At 75.0% G+C, this 15,987-nt stretch carries 14 protein-coding genes; 4 read left to right on the top strand and 10 right to left on the bottom strand.

What is annotated here, in order from left to right:
* Nucleotides 1-9: 9 nt before the first annotated feature.
* Together ACFXGN_RS16855 and ACFXGN_RS16850 are read right to left on the bottom strand one after the other, a co-directional pair.
* Nucleotides 10-627, bottom strand: a complete 618-nt coding sequence (locus ACFXGN_RS16855; protein ID WP_384859272.1) for an ATP-binding protein — start codon at nucleotides 625-627, stop codon at nucleotides 10-12.
* A gap of 239 nt (nucleotides 628-866) precedes the next feature.
* Nucleotides 867-1,214, bottom strand: a complete 348-nt coding sequence (locus ACFXGN_RS16850) for a hypothetical protein (protein ID WP_384859269.1) — start codon at nucleotides 1,212-1,214, stop codon at nucleotides 867-869.
* Nucleotides 1,215-1,398: 184 nt separating this feature from the next.
* Between ACFXGN_RS16850 and ACFXGN_RS16845 the strand changes: the two genes are divergently transcribed.
* Complete coding sequence (locus ACFXGN_RS16845; protein ID WP_384859266.1) at nucleotides 1,399-2,538, top strand: PLP-dependent cysteine synthase family protein; 1,140 nt, start codon at nucleotides 1,399-1,401, stop codon at nucleotides 2,536-2,538.
* Here ACFXGN_RS16845 and ACFXGN_RS16840 read toward each other — a convergent pair.
* The 3 genes from ACFXGN_RS16840 to ACFXGN_RS16830 form a co-directional block, all read right to left on the bottom strand.
* Entirely contained in the window at nucleotides 2,498-2,998 is a 501-nt protein-coding gene (locus tag ACFXGN_RS16840) for an SRPBCC family protein (protein WP_384859264.1), read from the bottom strand. The two genes, ACFXGN_RS16845 and ACFXGN_RS16840, sit on opposite strands and share 41 nt — an antisense overlap.
* Before the next feature lie 208 nt (nucleotides 2,999-3,206).
* Entirely contained in the window at nucleotides 3,207-3,647 is a 441-nt protein-coding gene (locus tag ACFXGN_RS16835; RefSeq protein ID WP_384859261.1) for an SRPBCC family protein, read from the bottom strand.
* A gap of 196 nt (nucleotides 3,648-3,843) precedes the next feature.
* Complete coding sequence (locus ACFXGN_RS16830) at nucleotides 3,844-4,674, bottom strand: DeoR/GlpR family DNA-binding transcription regulator (protein ID WP_384859258.1); 831 nt, start codon at nucleotides 4,672-4,674, stop codon at nucleotides 3,844-3,846.
* Between the two features lie 146 nt (nucleotides 4,675-4,820).
* Between ACFXGN_RS16830 and ACFXGN_RS16825 the strand changes: the two genes are divergently transcribed.
* On the top strand, nucleotides 4,821-7,415 hold the full coding sequence (locus ACFXGN_RS16825; RefSeq protein WP_384859255.1) for a hypothetical protein: 2,595 nt from the start codon (nucleotides 4,821-4,823) through the stop codon (nucleotides 7,413-7,415).
* A gap of 7 nt (nucleotides 7,416-7,422) precedes the next feature.
* Here the strand turns inward: ACFXGN_RS16825 and ACFXGN_RS16820 are convergent, their stop codons facing one another.
* The 5 genes from ACFXGN_RS16820 to ACFXGN_RS16800 form a co-directional block, all read right to left on the bottom strand.
* The gene (locus ACFXGN_RS16820; RefSeq protein WP_384859252.1) at nucleotides 7,423-9,891 is read right to left on the bottom strand and encodes a right-handed parallel beta-helix repeat-containing protein; all 2,469 of its coding nucleotides are present in this window, start codon (nucleotides 9,889-9,891) and stop codon (nucleotides 7,423-7,425) included.
* Nucleotides 9,892-10,650: 759 nt separating this feature from the next.
* The gene (locus ACFXGN_RS16815; RefSeq protein WP_384859249.1) at nucleotides 10,651-11,259 is read right to left on the bottom strand and encodes a hypothetical protein; all 609 of its coding nucleotides are present in this window, start codon (nucleotides 11,257-11,259) and stop codon (nucleotides 10,651-10,653) included.
* A 147-nt stretch (nucleotides 11,260-11,406) separates the two neighbouring features.
* Nucleotides 11,407-12,231, bottom strand: a complete 825-nt coding sequence (locus tag ACFXGN_RS16810) for an MOSC domain-containing protein (RefSeq protein WP_384859247.1) — start codon at nucleotides 12,229-12,231, stop codon at nucleotides 11,407-11,409.
* 52 nt (nucleotides 12,232-12,283) lie between these two features.
* Nucleotides 12,284-12,790, bottom strand: coding sequence for a DUF6643 family protein (locus ACFXGN_RS16805; RefSeq protein ID WP_384859244.1), 507 nt, complete (start codon nucleotides 12,788-12,790; stop codon nucleotides 12,284-12,286).
* A 492-nt stretch (nucleotides 12,791-13,282) separates the two neighbouring features.
* Nucleotides 13,283-14,476, bottom strand: a complete 1,194-nt coding sequence (locus tag ACFXGN_RS16800) for a glycosyltransferase (protein ID WP_384859242.1) — start codon at nucleotides 14,474-14,476, stop codon at nucleotides 13,283-13,285.
* 58 nt (nucleotides 14,477-14,534) lie between these two features.
* On the opposite strand from ACFXGN_RS16800, the gene ACFXGN_RS16795 reads away from it, so the two are divergent.
* Together ACFXGN_RS16795 and ACFXGN_RS16790 are read left to right on the top strand one after the other, a co-directional pair.
* The gene (locus ACFXGN_RS16795; protein WP_384859239.1) at nucleotides 14,535-15,329 is read left to right on the top strand and encodes a glutamate racemase; all 795 of its coding nucleotides are present in this window, start codon (nucleotides 14,535-14,537) and stop codon (nucleotides 15,327-15,329) included.
* Between the two features lie 81 nt (nucleotides 15,330-15,410).
* Nucleotides 15,411-15,968 carry a hypothetical protein gene (locus tag ACFXGN_RS16790; RefSeq protein ID WP_384859237.1) on the top strand — a complete coding sequence of 186 codons (558 nt, stop codon included), beginning with the start codon at nucleotides 15,411-15,413 and terminating at the stop codon, nucleotides 15,966-15,968.
* The last annotated feature ends 19 nt before the right edge of the window (nucleotides 15,969-15,987 follow it).

The following is a 15,987-nucleotide window of genomic DNA, read 5'->3' as shown; positions in this document are numbered from 1 at the left end:
GGGCCGGTCCTACGGGACCAGGGCCCTCGCGGAGCCCGCCATCCTCGCGGAGCCCGCCGCCCCCACCAGGGCCACCGCCGGTGCCGACACCGGCCCCGGTGCGACCGAGGCTCCCACCGGTGCGGCGGGGATCGTCCCGTACGACGACGCGAGGCTCTCGGCCACGGCTCCGAACACCACCTCGCGGCAGCGTTCGACCGTGTCGCGCGGGTCCGGCGGCGCCGCCAGCGTGAACCAGACGACCTTCCCCCCGGTCCCGCAGGGCCGCACCCCCCAGCTCTCGCTGACCGCGCCGACGATGGCGAGGCCGCGCCCGGAGGTGGCCAGCTCGTCGTAGGCCTCCAGCGGGTCCCGGTCGCCCGCCTCCGGCATACGGGGGTCGTGGTCCCGGACGGAGACCGTGAGACGGTCGAGCAGCAGCTCGATCTCGACGGTGCACCGTTTGTCCGGCCGGGCGTGCCGGTGGACATTGGTCAGGAGTTCGGTGACGCCCAGGACGGCGGGATCGACCAGGGCGTCCAGATGCCAGTGGCGCAGATGCGCGGAGACAATTCTGCGGACCTGTCCGATCCGCGACGGCAGGGCGTGGAGCTCCACCGCGTAGTACCTGCTCGGCTCGCTGATCACGGCTGCGACTCCCCGAAGTGGTCCGGAAGAAGACGAAGATTCCGATCTCTCATGCGGTACAGCAGGGTGACGGCGGAAACGTGCCGTCACCACCGATCAACCCTCGGTGAGGTGGTTCCAGCCTGAGCCAGTGGTGACCGTCCCGCAACTCACGGCGACCGGCGGGCATCGGCTTCCGGCCGCCGGAGGGTCCGGCTCCGGGCCGTCCCGCCGCCCGTCGTCCCAGCCCGCCCGTCGTCTCAGCCCGAGCGCCGTCCCGCCGCCCGCTTCAGCGCGGCCAGGAACCGTCCCGTCGTCCGCGCCCCGTCGTCGCCCTCCCCGACGGCCCCTTCGGGATCGGGGTGCTCCTCCCGGTGCAGTCTGAGGCGGTACCGGGTGCCGTTCACGGTCGCCACCGCCTCGTCGGGCTTCGCGAACCACGGGCGCCCCGCCCGCACCGCGCCCACGGGCGCGCTGTCGATCTCGCTGCCGTAACTGGTGAGCAGCGCGAGGCGGCCGTCCTCGATCCGTACCTCGCCCGCGCGCGTCAACGACCTCGGCCAGCGGACGATCCCCACGCCCCTGGCGCTGAACTCGGGTTTCGACATGCCGATCCCACCCCTTCCACCCATTGTCGCTCCCAGTGTGCCGGGCCTCCGGCGCCCGCACCAGTGGCCCTCCGCAAGTCAGGCCTATGGGGAATCAAAGGAAACGTTTGCCCAGGTGGGAGCGGTATCGTCGGCGGTGGGGCGCCCCGGGGGGAACGGGGGAGCCGAACGAGGAGAGGTACGGATGAGCACCACGGAGAAGAGCCTTCGGGGCGGACCGGCCACCACGCCGACCGCCGACGTCGACCGCAGCGATCTCGCGTACCGCGCCTGGCTCAAGGAAGCCGTCCGCAAGGTCCAGGCGGACGCCAACCGGTCCGCCGACACGCACCTGCTGCGCTTCCCCCTCCCCGAGAAGTGGGGCATCGACCTCTACCTCAAGGACGAGTCGACGCACCCCACCGGCAGCCTCAAGCACCGTCTCGCCCGTTCGCTGTTCCTCTACGGCCTGTGCAACGGCTGGGTGCGGCCCGGCAAGCCCGTCATCGAGGCGTCCAGCGGCTCGACCGCCGTCTCGGAGGCGTACTTCGCGAAGCTCATCGGGGTGCCGTTCATCGCCGTCATGCCGCGCACCACGAGCCCCGAGAAGTGCCGCCTCATCGAATTCCACGGCGGGCAGTGCCACTTCGTCGACGACTCCCGCACGATCTACGAGGAGTCCGCGGCGCTCGCCGAGCGGACCGGCGGCCACTACATGGACCAGTTCACCTACGCGGAGCGGGCCACCGACTGGCGCGGCAACAACAACATCGCCGAGTCGATGTACCAGCAGCTGAAGCTGGAGCGGTACCCGGAACCCACCTGGATCGTCGCCACCGCGGGCACCGGCGGCACCTCGGCCACCATCGCCCGCTACGTCCACTACATGCAGCACGACACCCGCATCTGCGTCGCCGACCCGGAGAACTCCTGTTTCTTCGACGGCTGGACGCATCACGACCCGCACGCGACCGCCGACTGCGGCTCGCGCATCGAGGGCATCGGCCGCCCCCGGATGGAACCCAGCTTCGTGCCCGGGGCCGTCGACCGCATGATGAAGGTGCCCGACGCGGCGAGCGTCGCCGCCGTCCGGGCCCTGGAGGACGCCATCGGCCGCAAGGCGGGCGGCTCCACCGGCACCGGCCTGTGGAGCGCCTTCAGGATCGTCGCCGAGATGGTGGCCGACGAGCGGACCGGCAGCGTCGTGACGCTGCTCTGCGACCCCGGCGACCGCTACCTCGACAAGTACTACTCCGACGACTGGCTGGCCGCCCAGGGCCTCGACATCGCCCCGTACGCCGCCGTCATCGACCGGTTCCTGGCGACGGGGGCCTGGCAGGAGTGAGCCGCCGGTCGAGGCGGCGCGCGGCGTCCCGGAAGGACAGTGCCAGGCCCGGTCCGGCGAGCCGCAGGCCCAGCCGGAACGGCGGCGCCCCGTCGGCGGCCATGGTCCAGCGCAGCCGGGTCCCCCTGCCCTCGGGCCGCAGGGCCCACTCCTCCGCCAGGGCCGTCACGCCGGGCGCGTTGGTGACGTCCACCCGGTAGGCGTAACGGACGTCGGGCTCAGCGGCCAGGATCGTCTCCTCGAAGCGGACACCGCCGCGCAGCCGCACGGTACGGCCCGAGCCGTCACCGGTCGGTACGGCGGAGGTGACCGCGGTGAACCAGGAGGGCAGGCTCCCCACCTCCACGGCCAGCGACCGGTAGACGGCCGGGGGAGGTGCGGCGAGCACCGCCGAGAAGACCAGACGGACGGGCGCGGACACGGTGAAGTCGAGCTCCACCGGCCTCAGTCGGCGTGCCATGGACCGAACCTCCCCGGGACGGAAGCGGAAGTGAGACCGTAGCTGACTTGCTGTCAACAGCACAGTGGCGGAAGGGAGTTGGCGAGAACCGGGGTCGCCGGGAGCCGGAAGCTGGAGCCCCCGGAGTCTCCCGGTCTCCCGGAAGGAACGGAAGGGCGCTGGAGGGCCGAAGGGCGCTGGAGGGCACGGAAGGGCACGGAAAGGCTTCTCACCGCGTCCCCAGCAGTCCGTCGAGCGCCCGCCCGAACAGGAAGCTTCCCGCGCGGACGAGGGCCGGGTCGAAGACCCTGGGCACCCCGCGCACCGACAGCTCCTCCGTCCAGACGACCCGGCTGCCGCCACCGGGCGCCCCCGCCACCTCGATCAGCGCCCAACCCCGCACCACCCGGCCCGACTTCTCCAGTCGGCACGCCCCGGCCCGGTCCGCCGTCGGGGGCTCCCAGCGCGTGACCTCCATCGGGTCGTCGAAGGACAGCCCGCCGATCCCGGTCCGCGCGGTGAACCGGGTCCCGGTCCGGTTCGGCCCCGGCGTCAGCACCCGCGTCCGGGTCAGCGGCACCTGACGGCCGTGCGCGGGCCAGTCGGTGAGCCGCCGCCAGACCTCCTCCGGCGCCGCCGCCACCGCCCGCTCCAGCCGGAAGAGGCTCATGACCGTCCCGCCCCGGAACGGCTCGGGACGGGCCCCGCCGGGAAGGAGCCCGTGACCGGTCCCGCGACCGGCCCCGCGAGGAAGGAGCCCGTATCCTGTCCCGTCCGGAAGGAGCCCGTGGCGGGACCGCTCACGAAGAGACCCGTGGCGGGTCCGGTCGCGAGGAGGTCCGTGGCCCGTCCCGGCAGGGCGGGGCTCACAGCTGTTCCTCGCCCGCCACCACGAGCCCCGGCACCTGCTCGACGACCTCGGTCCGTACGTCCCCGGGGAGCCCCCGGTCCGTCACCCAGGTGTCCACCTCCGTCAGGTCGGCGAACGAACTCAGGCCCACGGTGCCCCACTTGGTGTGGTCCGCGACCACCACCACCCGGCGCGCGGACCGGATCAGACACCGGTTGGTCTCCGCCTCCGCCAGGTTCGGCGTGGAGAGCCCCGCCTCCGCCGAGATCCCGTGCACCCCGAGGAACAGCAGATCGAAATGGAGCGAGCGGACCGCCCGGTCCGCCACCGGCCCCACCAGGGCGTCGGACGGCGTGCGCACCCCGCCGGTCAGCACCACCGTCGCCGCGCCCGCCCGGGACCCGCCCCCGCCGCCGGTCCCGGGCCGCGCCTCGTGGAACACGTCCGCGACCCGCACCGAGTTCGTCACCACGGTCAGCTCCGGCACGTCGAGCAGGTGCCGGGCGAGGGCGTACGTCGTCGTCCCGCCGGACAGCGCGATGGCGGTGCCCGGCGCGACCAGCGCCGCCGCCGCACGGGCGATCTCGTCCTTGGCGCTCGGTTCGAGCACCGACTTGGCCTCGAACCCCGGCTCGTGGGCGCTGGGTTCGGCCACCGGGACGGCCCCGCCGTGCACCTTCGCCAACATGCCCTGCCGGGCCAGCGTGTCGAGGTCGCGGCGGATCGTCATGTCCGAGACGTTCAGCCGACGGGTCAGCTCGTTGACCCGCACACCGCCGCGCCGCCGGACCTCGTCGAGGATCAGGGCGCGCCGCTGCTCCGCGAGGAGGTTCTGGTTGTCAGTCACCGCCGGGGCCGGTCCTTCCGCAGAAGACAAGGGGATGAACGTCGGATTCGGTGAGGGACGGCGCGTCGCCGCGTGCCCTTCCGCGATCCTGGTGCCGAGCTTGTTGCCGACGTCGCATCTTCCCACCCCGAGAGGAAGCCGCCCCAGTGTCCCCTGCCACACCCGCCCCGGAGGGCGGGGGCCCGGCGCTCGAACTCCTCGTGCACGGAGTCGGCGGAGCCACCCCCCAGGACATGCTGGACGACCCCCGGACCGTGCGGGTCACCGGCGACCGGACCGCCGCCGTGTACCGCCGCGCCGACGACCTCGAAGCCGAGGAGCACCCCGAGCGGTACGCGACCGGACCCGTCCGGGAGGCGTACGTCTGGTCCAACCTCACCTCCGGCGACGGGGCCCGCGCCCTGTGGCTGCTGCTCCTGCCCTTCATGGTCGCCAACCTCGCGCACTGGATGCGCCCGCCCGCCCAGGACCGCGCGGGCCTCGTCCGGCTGTACGGCGTGCTCGTCCGGCTCGTCGCCCTCAGCCTCACCGTGCTGCTCACCGCCGCCGCCTGCGAGGTCGCGCTCGACCTGACGGCCTGGCAGTGCGCGGGCGGCTCCTGCGCGGACGGATACTCCTGGCTCGGTTTCCTCTCCGCCGGGCGCGGCGGCTGGTGGTCGCTCCCGGGCCGCCGTCTCGCCCTCGCCGCCCTGGTGCCGACCCTCCTCGTCGGCGTGCTCTGGTACCTGTCGAACCGGACGTGGAGCGCGTACGAGGCCCAACGGCCGCCCACCGGTTTCGACGCCCCGGCCACCCCCGTACCGAGCGGTACGGGAGGCCCCGGGACACCGTCCGCCGAAGGGCACCCGGACACCGGGACGACGGCCGGGGGGACGACGGCCGGGAAGGACACCGGGAACGGACCGGGGGAAACCACCGGACACCCGTCCGGACACCCGTCCGGACACCCGTCCGGACACCCGTCCGGACACCCGTCCGGGGGCACCGCCGGGAGCGCCTTCGGGGGCCCGTCCCGAAGCAAGGACGGAATCCCGGACACCGCCCCGCCCCCCGAACTGCGGGCCGCCCTCGGCCGCCCCGGCTTCTGGTACGGCCGCAGGCTCGTCGCCCGCCTCCGGGCCGCCCACACCGCCGCCGGGTTCCTCACCGTCGCCGCCGCCGTCGTCACGCCCGCCGTCCGGCACGACACCGGTCTGCCGGGCGCCGGAGACCTCCTCGGCCGGGTCCTCCAGACCGCCGTCGCCGTGGCCGCCGGGATCGTCCTCTGGGTGGTGTGCCGCCGTGGCCGCAGCGAGCGCCGTCTCGACCTGGGCCTGGAGAAGGCCCTCGTCTCCTGGCTGCCCGGCGCCTCCCTCGCCCTGCTCGTGCTGACCGCCCTCTACGCCTCCTGGACCCGCCCCGGCTGGACCTCGTCGGGGACCCTCCCCGGTGACGCCGTGTTCGGCGGCCTCACCGTCGTCCAGGGAGTCCTGGTCGTCGCCCTCGGCATCGTCGCCCTGCTCCTCCAACGGCCCCGCCGCGACCCCCGTACCGCCCTGCGCGGACTCGGCGGGCCCGCCGTCGCCATGCTCGCCTGCGCCCTCGGCGGCATCATGTCCGGGGGAGTGGCCCAGCGGGTCGCCGACTGGCTCGACGGACCCGCCACCCCCGGCATGGGCGACCCCGGCGCCCGGATAGCACCCCCCGTACTGCTCAGCTGGCAGGCCTCCGTGATCCCCGTCCTGATCCTGCTGCTGCTCGTCCCCGCCGTCCTGCTCGGCGTCCGGACCGTGCTCGCGGCCCGGCGGCTGCGGGCCGCCGTCGAGGCCGACTACCCCACCGACGAGCACGACCCGGTCCGCACCGGGCAGATCGCGGCCGACCGGGCACGGGCGGCGCTCACCGACTCCGCGCCCCTCCTCGTCGGCGTCGTCTCCGGCGCCACCCTCCTTCTCGGCGCCTGCTCCGTCGTGGGCGCCTGGGCCAGCGGCAACGTCCCCGGACGCGCCTTCGACGGCGCCCACCCGGCCGTCGCCTCCCTCGCCTCCGCCACCCAGGCCCTCGGCTCCTGGATGATCGGCTTCGGCTTCCTCTTCTTCGTCACCTGGGGCCGCCGCGCCTACAAGGACGCCTCCGCCCGCCGGACCATCGGCGTCCTCTGGGACGTCGGCACCTTCTGGCCCCGCGCCGCCCACCCGTTCGCCCCGCCCTGCTACGCGGAGCGGGCCGTCCCCGACCTCACCTGGCGGATGAGTTCCTGGACCCGCGCCACCGGCGGCCGACTGGTCATCTCCGGCCACTCCCAGGGCAGTGTCCTGGCGGCGGCGGCCGTCTGGCAGCTACGGCCCGCCACCCGCCGCCGGGTCGCGCTCCTCACCTACGGCTCACCCCTGGAGCGGCTCTACGGCCGCTGGTTCCCCGCCTACTTCGGCCCCGAGGCGCTCCGCGCCCTGAACCGCACGGTCCACTGCTGGAGCAACCTCTACCGGGCCACCGACCCCATCGGCGGACCCGTCCGGGTCCCGGCGGACGACGACAGGCCCGTCGTCGACGCGAAGGTCCTGCTCGACCCCGTCGTCTACGGCAGGACCCGCGCGCATCCGCTGCCCGAGCCCATCCTCGGGCACTCCGACTACCAGGCCGACCCGGCGTTCGCCCGGCGGCGCACCGGCCTCCTCGACCGGCTGCCGCCCCCGCTGCCCCGGCAGCGGGGCGACCACGAGGTCTCGGAGCGGGACGGTCCCGGGAGGTCGTCCGGCTAGAACGGAGTCAGGACAGTTCCGGGAGGTCGTCCGGATAGAGCAGGGTCAGGTCGTCCGTGCTGGTCTCGGCCAGCTCGGCGACCCGGCCCGCGTGCCGCTCCACCATCGACTCGAAGGTCTGGCGGGCGGTGCGCCCGTTGCCGAACGCCGGGCCCTTCGGCAGCCTCGTGAAGTAGGCGAGCAGCGCCCGGTCGGTGCCGGGCGCGAGCCGGTACTCGTGCTCGTCGGCCTGCTGGCCCACGATCCGCAGGAGTTCCCCCGGCGCGTAGTCGCCGAACGAGATGGTCCGTGAGAAACGCGAGGCGACACCGGGGTTGACCGTCAGGAAGCGTTCCATCTCCGTCGTGTACCCGGCGACGATGACGACCACCGCGTCCCGGTGGTCCTCCATCAGCTTCACCAGGGTGTCGATCGCCTCCCGGCCGAAGTCCCGGCCGGAGTCCTCCGGCGACAGGGCGTACGCCTCGTCGACGAACAGCACCCCGCCCCGCGCCCGGTCGAAGGCCTCCTGGGTACGGATCGCGGTCGAGCCGATGTGCTCGCCGACCAGGTCCACCCGGGACACCTCCACCAGGTGCCCGCGCTCCAGGACCCCGAGCGAGGCCAGGATCTCCCCGTACAGCCGGGCCACCGTCGTCTTGCCCGTGCCCGGGTTGCCGGTGAAGACGAGGTGCCTGCGGACCGAGGCCGCCTTCAGGCCCGCCTCCTGCCGCCTGCGGCCCACCTCGATCATGTTGGTGAGCGTCCGCACCTCCAGCTTGACGCTCTCCAGGCCCACGAGACCGTCCAGTTCCCCGAGGACGTCCTGCGAGGAACGCGCGGAGGGGACGACCGGCACGGGCGCGGCCGGGGGAGGCGTGGCGAGCGGCACCGGCACCTTGCTCACCCCGACCGGGACCGGCCCCAGGACACTGCCCGGCCCCAGGACCCCGCCCGGCGCCTTGCCGAGCACCCCGCCCGACGGCATGGGGGACGGGACCGTCCCGCCGTCGGGCACGGAGGAGCGGACCGCGCTCTCGTCGCTGGTGCAGTCCTCCGCGCTCGCGCCCTCCTCGGGGAACTCGTAGCCGCCGCGCGCGCAGCGTTCCGTACGGCACTTGCGCAGGGTCGTCCGGCAGCCGTCGGTGACGTGGAAGCCGTACCCTCCGCTGCCCGTGACCCGGCAGCCGGTGAAGGTGCCCCGGCCCTCCGCCGACACGTAGAAACCGGCCTCGGCGGGCGAGGTGACCGTGCACCGGTCGATCGTCGGGTCGGCGCCCTTGGTGACGATGACACCGGTCTGCACCGAGTCGATGGTGCAGCCGGCGAGGGTGCCGCCGCTGCCGTGGTCCCGGAACCAGGCGCCCGTGGAGGCCTCCCGGATGCGGCAGTCGTCGAGCTGGGCGGTCGCCCCGTCGCTCACCGACACCGCCGTGTTCCGGACCTGGGAGAGGTCGCTGTCGACGACGTCCACCCGCGAGCCCCGGTCGAGGACGAACAGCGCGTCCGGCACGTCGTGCACCCGGCAGGACTCCAGGACGGCGGTCGCCCCGTCGCTGACCCACACCGCCGGATAGTCGCCCGTGCTGTCGTGGATCTCGCACTGGTGGGCGTCCACCCGGGTCCCCGGGTCCCACACCGAGAGGCCGTTGCGGCCGAACCTGCGGACGGTGGACCGGGTCAGCGTCAGGACCGAGCGGGACCGCAGGTCCACCGCGTTCTCCGGTACGGAGTGGATGTCGCAGTCCGACAGGGTCAGGACCGCGTCCGTGTCCAGGGTGATGCCGTCCGCCGAGGTGCGGTGCACCGAGGAGTCCGTGAAGTGCGCGGAGGCCCTGCCCGCGATCTGCAGACCGGAGCCCTTGATCTCGTACACCTCGCAGCCGATCCCCTCCAGACCGCTGCCCTCGCCGGTCACGGCGATCCCGGCGCCGGAGGCGTGGTGCACCCGGCAGCGTTCCAGCCGGGGGTGCGCCCCGCCGCGCACCGAGATCCCCGTCTGTCCGGCGGACACCACCTCGCACTCCTCGAACACCCCGCCCGCGCCGTCGAGGACGGCGATGCCGATCCCGGCCGGATTGTCGACCGTGCAGCGGCGGACCGTCGGCCGGGCCGTGCCCCGCACCTCGATCCCGGCCGCCGAGCGGGTCATGATCCTCAGGTCCAGCAGCTCGGGGGTGCCGTCCTCGACGAGCAGCGCGGGCGCGGCCACGTCCTGCCCCTCGATGTGCAGGTCCCGCACGGTCACGGAGGCGCGGACGGTCAGCGGCACGCCGTCCGGCGGCGCGATCCGCACCGAGCCGACCGAGCCCTCGGGCCCGCGCAGGGTGACGGCCCGCCGCACCACGAGGTTCTCCCGGTAGGTGCCGGGGGCGACGGTGAGCACGTCCCCGTCCCCGGCGGCCTCCAGGGCAGCCGCAAGCGAGGGGTACTCACCCGTGCGGCGCCGCCACCGCGATGTGCCGGTGTGCGTCACCTGGACCGTGCCCTGTGCCATGGGTGTGTCCTGCCCCCGCCTCATGCCTCGCCGGTGATCCGATGCCCCACCGTAGCGCGCGCGGGGCCGACGGGTTGACGGGTCGAGGCCCCCTCGCGCGCACCGGTGCGGGCCGGGTGCCCGCTCGGTCGCGGGCGGTCGCGAGGCGGTCGCGGTCGGTCGTCCCCGGTCGCGCTCCGGCGGCCAGGACACCGGGGTACGACCACGGATCCACCGCCCGCAGCGGGGCGCGGTCGGGGCCGGTACGCACCGGAGAACCTTTCCCCCGGGCCGCCCGGCCACGGCGGTCCGCCCGCCGGGCGGGACGGGGACGCTGGGCCCGCCCGCCCCGGGTCGGTACGGCCGGAGGACCGTCGCCCGTGGGCCCGGTGACCGGCGGCGGTGGGGTGCGCGCTCGCGTCGGCGGGGGGCGGAGGGCCGCCGTCCGGGCCGTACGTCCCCGGCGCCCCGGGCCCCGCGTTCGCGGCGGGCCGCCGCAGCGGGGCCGTACGACCGGAGCCGTACGCCCCCGGAATCACCATGACGGCCCAGATCATGGCGAGCAGCCGGGCCACCGAAGCCGTACGCGCCCCGGAATCACCGCTCCCGGGTCGCGCACCCGCCCGGGGCACGCCCTTCCCGCTCCCGGCCCCCTCAGGGCCCGGCGCGGTCACCGGGCCCGCCGTGCCGCGTCCGTCCACCGGCCCGGCGCGTCGGCACGAGGCCCGCCGACGCGCGGGCCCGCCGGACCGCGTCCGTACCTCCCGGACGCGGGCCCGCTCAGCTGCCCGTGCCGGTGCGTCCCCAGTCCGGTCCCGTCGCGGCCCACGCGCGGTCCAGGCGCGCGTACCGCAGGAGCACCAGCCTGCGGACGGCGAGACGGCGGACCGTCTCCACCATCAGTCCGGTGAGCAGCGCGGCCGTCAGTCCCGCGACGGCCGCGTGCGCGCGGGCGGCGCCCGCCCGCATCGGAGCGGCCACCGGGTGTCCGCTCCGGTCGGTCCACAGCGCGAAGACCGCGCCCGGCGCGGAGCTCCGCCGGGCCGTCGCCACCGTGCCCGTACGCACCGAACCGTCCGGCGCGGTCCACCGGGCCACCACCGAACGCCGCAGCCGCTCCTCGCCCGCCGCGTCGGCCGTCCCCGCACCACCCGCCGGCCGGTCGGCGGCCCGCAGCACCCGGGCCGTCGTCGGCAGCCGCTGCTCGTGCTGCGCGCGGACCGCGCGCTGGAGCGAGGCGTTGGCGGAGGCTCCGGCCGCCCAGCCGGTCAGCGGCACCAGCAGACAGAGCAGCGCCGCCGCCGTGAAGGCGACCCACGCCTCCGCGAGGTCCGTGGTCCGGCGCAGGGGATTGTGCCGCCAGCGCCAGAGGCCGATGGCTGCGCGCACGTCCCCACCCCCTCGTCGTTCACCGGTCCTCCAACGAGTGTGCCCCGGGGCGGGGTTCCCCGCCCGTCGGGCCGGGGAAGTGTGACGGGCGTCCCGTGGCCGGACCCGCCGGACGTCCACCGGGCCCGCTCGGGCCGGTCGGCCCCGTCAGTCCAGGATCTTCACCTCGTCGCCGACCCGGACGGTGCCGGTGTGCTCGGGGACGAGGTTCTGGCCGAAGACGGCCCTGCCGTCCCGCCTGCGGTGCCGGGCGAGGGTCCGCAGCGGCTCCTTGCCGCGCTCGGCGGTGAGCTGGTCCGTCGTGGTGACGACACAGCGCCCGCAGGGCCGGGCGACCCGGAAGGTGACCTCCCCCACGGCGAGGCGCGTCCAGCCGTCCTCGGCCCAGGGAGCGGTCCCCCCGACCACCAGGTTCGGCCGGAAGCGGCTCATCGGCAGCGGCCCCTCGTGGGCGTGGTCGCCCTCGGCGACGAGGGAGTTGAGGGCGTCGAGCGAGCCGGTGGTGGTGACGAGGAGCGGATAGCCGTCGGCGAAGCTGACGGTCTCGCCGGGCAGCGCGTACTCCGGGTCCACCGGGCGCCGGTGCTCGGGCGCGTCCATGTGGACCAGCCGGAACGCGCCCTCCAGGAAGGCGGACACCCAGGCGTCCGCCGCCGGACCCGCGGGCACCGTCTCCACGGGCTTGTCGAAGATCTCCATCGTCAGCGTGGCCGAGGGGTGCGGCACCCCGACCGGCAGCGACGGGTGGCCGGGCGCGGAGAGGACGACTCCGCCGCCCGGCAGCGGCTCCGCCGTGGCCAACGCCATCCGGGGGGTACGGCGTTGGGTCACGACCTTCCCCGCGGTGTCGACGACGGCCCAGCGGCGGTCCCCCGCCAGCCCCCAGGGCTGGACCTCGGCCGCCGTGGGGGACAGCGCGCGCATGGCCTTCACCGGGTGGACGTGGACGGAGCGGAGCAGCGGAGTCGGCATGTCCTCATCCTGCCAGCCGCTCCGGTCCCGGCCCCGTCCGACGGGAGGCGGGTCAGTAACCCCCGCCCTGGTAGGGGCGGTTGTACGGGTCCTCGTAGGGTGCGGGCGCCGGGACGGGCCGGGGGGCCGCCGGACGCATCGCCTCGTAGCCCGCGGGACGCATCGCCTCGTAGCCGGCCGGGGCGGGCCGGGGCGGCTGCTGGTACGGGGCGCCCTGGTGGCCGCGCGGGGTCATCTGCTGCTGCGGGATGTACGGGGCGGGGGCGTGCTGCAGGGGCACGGGAGCCATCTGCGGCACGGGCTGCGGGTATCCGTAGCCGTTGCCGTACGAGGGCTGCGGGGAGGGCGCGGCCGGGAGGGCGGGCAGCGCCGAGGGGAGCGCCGGCAGGTAGGAACCGGGGGCCGGGAAGCTGCTGCCGGTGTCGTAGGCGGCGGGCACTCTGATCGGGGCGATCTGAGGCGTGCCCCGCTCCGCGACCAGGGAGTCGTAGATCGGGGTGTCCGGGAAGGACGGCGCGGTGTGGTAACCGCCTCCATAGGTGGAGCGGGGGGAGGTCATGGCCATAAGTTAAACCCACGATGTGCTGGTTGGGGAGCCTGATTTGAGGGTTGTTTGCCGGGCTCCGTGGACGAGCCGATCCCCAACCCGAGCGAACGTGACAAAAACGGGCGGCGCGCGACGGCAAGATCGTGTAAAAGCCGAGTTCGGAGGGGGTTACCGGTGGGTCCGGCCCTTCGGGGCGATCCGGCGCCCCGGGCATGAAGAAAACATAAAGAAAAGGTGCCGGGAAGGGGTGGGTGAAGCGATCATGGGCATGATTAGGCGTCAAATCCGCGGACGCGCGGTTCGCCGCGCACGCGCCGAATTGATCAGGCTACTCCCCGTGTCGGGAAAATGTTTTCCGGTGACGCCGCTCCGGATGATCGACGGCCCCGTGCACCCGCCGGACGGCCACCGGCCGCGCGCACCCGCCGGACCGCCCCGGACCCGAGCCCTCCCCGCCCCGGCGAGCCGCCCCCCGGTCGCTCACAGGGGGCCGCCCGGCTCCGGTCACCGTTCCCCCGCCGCCTCCGGACGCGCGTACGTCCGCCCCTTCCACGCCGCGCCGACACCCCGGTGGTGCCGCACCGCCGAGTCCACCGTCATCAGCAGATAGAGGAACGCGGTGAACGGCAGCGACGCCGCCAGCCACGGCGACTGCCGGTAGTACCGCAACATCGGCACGTACGTCCCCGCCATCACCGCCCACGCCGCCCCGCCCGCCCACGCCGCCGCCCGGTCCCCGCCCACGAGCCCCCCGGCCAGCGCCACCGGCGGCACCAGATAGACCAGGACGAGGCCCGCCACCGTCCCCAGCAGCAGCACCGGACTGTGCCGCAGCTGCGCGTACGCGCTCCTCGCCACCATCCGCCACAGCTCACCGAGCCCCGGAGCGGGACGCACGCTGTCGACCCGCTCCGCCAGCCCCAGCCAGATCCGCCCGCCCGAACGCCGCACCGCCCGCGCCAGCGAGACGTCGTCGATCAGCGCCCGCCGGATCGACTCCGGCACCCCCGCCGCCACCGCCGCCTCCGTCCGCAGCAGCACGCAACCGCCCGCCGCCGCCGTCGCCCACGGCCGCCGCACCCGGTTGATCCAGCGGAACGGATACAGCTGCGCGAAGAAGTAGACGAACGCGGGCACCACCAGCCGCTCCCATCCGGTCGTCACCCGCAGCCGGGCCATCTGCGACACCAGATCCAGCTCGTTCGCCACCGCCGCCGACACCAGCAGCCGCAGACTGTCCGGCTCGTGCGCGATGTCCGCGTCCGTGAGCAGCAGGAACTCCGGCCCCCGCGCGCGTGCGAGCGCCATGCCGTGCCGCAGCGCCCACAGCTTCCCCGTCCAGCCCGGCTCCGGCTCGCCCGGCGACACCACCGTCAGCGGCAGCCCGCCGCACCGGGCCGCGAAACCCGCCGCCAGCGCCCCCGTACCGTCCGTGCTCCCGTCGTCCACCAGGATCACCTCGGCGACCCCCGGATACTCCTGCGCCAGCAACGACGGCAGGCTCACCGGCAGCACCCCGGCCTCGTCCCGCGCCGGGACGACCACCACCACGCGCGGCCACCCCTCCGCCGCCACCCGCGCGCGTGCCCCGGACACCGGCGGCAGCCGCTGGTCCGTGCGCCAGAAGAACCCCTGGCCCAGCAGCAGCCAGACCCACACGAGCAGGGAAGCGAGCGCGAACCAGGCGAGGGTGCTCATTCGCGGCAGTCTGCCCCAGAACGAGGGGGATGAGGAGCCCATCGGCTAGGGTGACCGGGTGAAGATCGCGCTCATGGACTCCGGAATCGGCCTCCTCCCGGCAGCGGCCGCGGTGCGGCGTCTCCGGCCCGACGCCGATCTGCTCCTGTCCAACGACCCCGACGGGATGCCGTGGGGTCCGCGCACCCCCGAGGACCTCACGGGCCGCGCCCTCGCCGTCGCCCTCGCCGCCGCCGAACACGACCCGAGCGCCCTGATCGTGGCCTGCAACACCGCCACCGTCCACGCCCTGCCCGCGCTGCGGGCCGTCCTGGAACCGCACATCGCCGTCATCGGCACCGTGCCCGCGGTCAAGCCCGCGTCCGCCGACGGCGGCAAGGTCGCCATCTGGGCCACCCCCGCCACCACCGGCAGCACCTACCAGCGCGGACTCATCCGGGACTTCGCCGACGGAGCCGAGGTCACCGAGGTGCCCTGCCCCGGCCTCGCCGACGCCGTCGAGCACGCCGACCCCGAGGCCGTCGACCGCGCCGTCGCCGCCGCCGCCGCGCTCACCCCCCGGGACGTCCGCGCCGTCGTCCTCGGCTGCACCCACTACGAACTCGTCGAGGACCGCATCCTGGCCGCCCTCGCCGCCCGCCGCCGGGACGGACTCCCCCCGGTCGTCTTCCACGGCTCCGCCGACGCCGTCGCCGCGCAGGCGCTGCGCCGCGTCGGCGTCGGGGCCGCCCCCGGCGCGGCCCCGACCGGCACCCTCTCCGTCCTCCTCAGCGGGCGCCCCGGCCCCCTTCCCGTCACCGCCCTCGGATACGCGGAGGGCCGTCTCCTCGCGGCCGAGACCGCCGCCCGCTGACCACCCCGGCGCATCACTCCGGGTGACCGGACGGTCGCCCTCCGGCGTGCCCTCCGGCGGGGGCGTGGGTACGCTTCCGGCATGAGGCACCCCGCCCGGAACCCGCGCGCCGACGAACCGAGCCCCGTCGTCTGGACCGGCCGCGCCACCAACCGCTTCCAGTGGGTCGCGGCCCTGGCGGGCGGCGCCTTCATGGCCCTGGGCGTCACCCTCGCCGTCGAATCGCCCTGGACCTCGGGCGTCGCCCCCCTCCTCATGGCCGTGATCGGCTGCGTCGCCGCCGGACTCCTCGTCCTCTTCGGCACGCTCGCCTTCGTCCATGTGGCCGTGGAGGTCGACGACCGCGCGATGGAGGTCCGCTGCGGCCACATCGGCCTCCCGCGCCGCCGCATCCTGCTCTCCCATGTCGTCGGCGCCGACTTCGCGCCGAGCGTCACCCCGCGCCACTGGGGCGGCTGGGGCTACCGCTGGCGCCCCGAGAAGGGCACGGCCGTCGTCGTCCGGGGCGGCGAGGGCCTGGTCCTGCGCCTCGGCGACGGACGGACGTTCACCGTGACCGTCGACGACGCCGAATCGGCGGTCCGCGTCATCCGCGCCCGCCTCGCCGACCCGCACCCCCAGGCCCCCACGGGCGCGTGACGCACCGGGCGGTACCGGG

The sequence above is a fragment of the Streptomyces sp. NPDC059247 genome (genome assembly GCF_042754005.1).
GTDB lineage: Bacteria > Actinomycetota > Actinomycetes > Streptomycetales > Streptomycetaceae > Streptomyces.
Note: the sequence above shows the minus strand (reverse complement) of the source record. Positions and strands in the feature narration are given on the sequence as shown.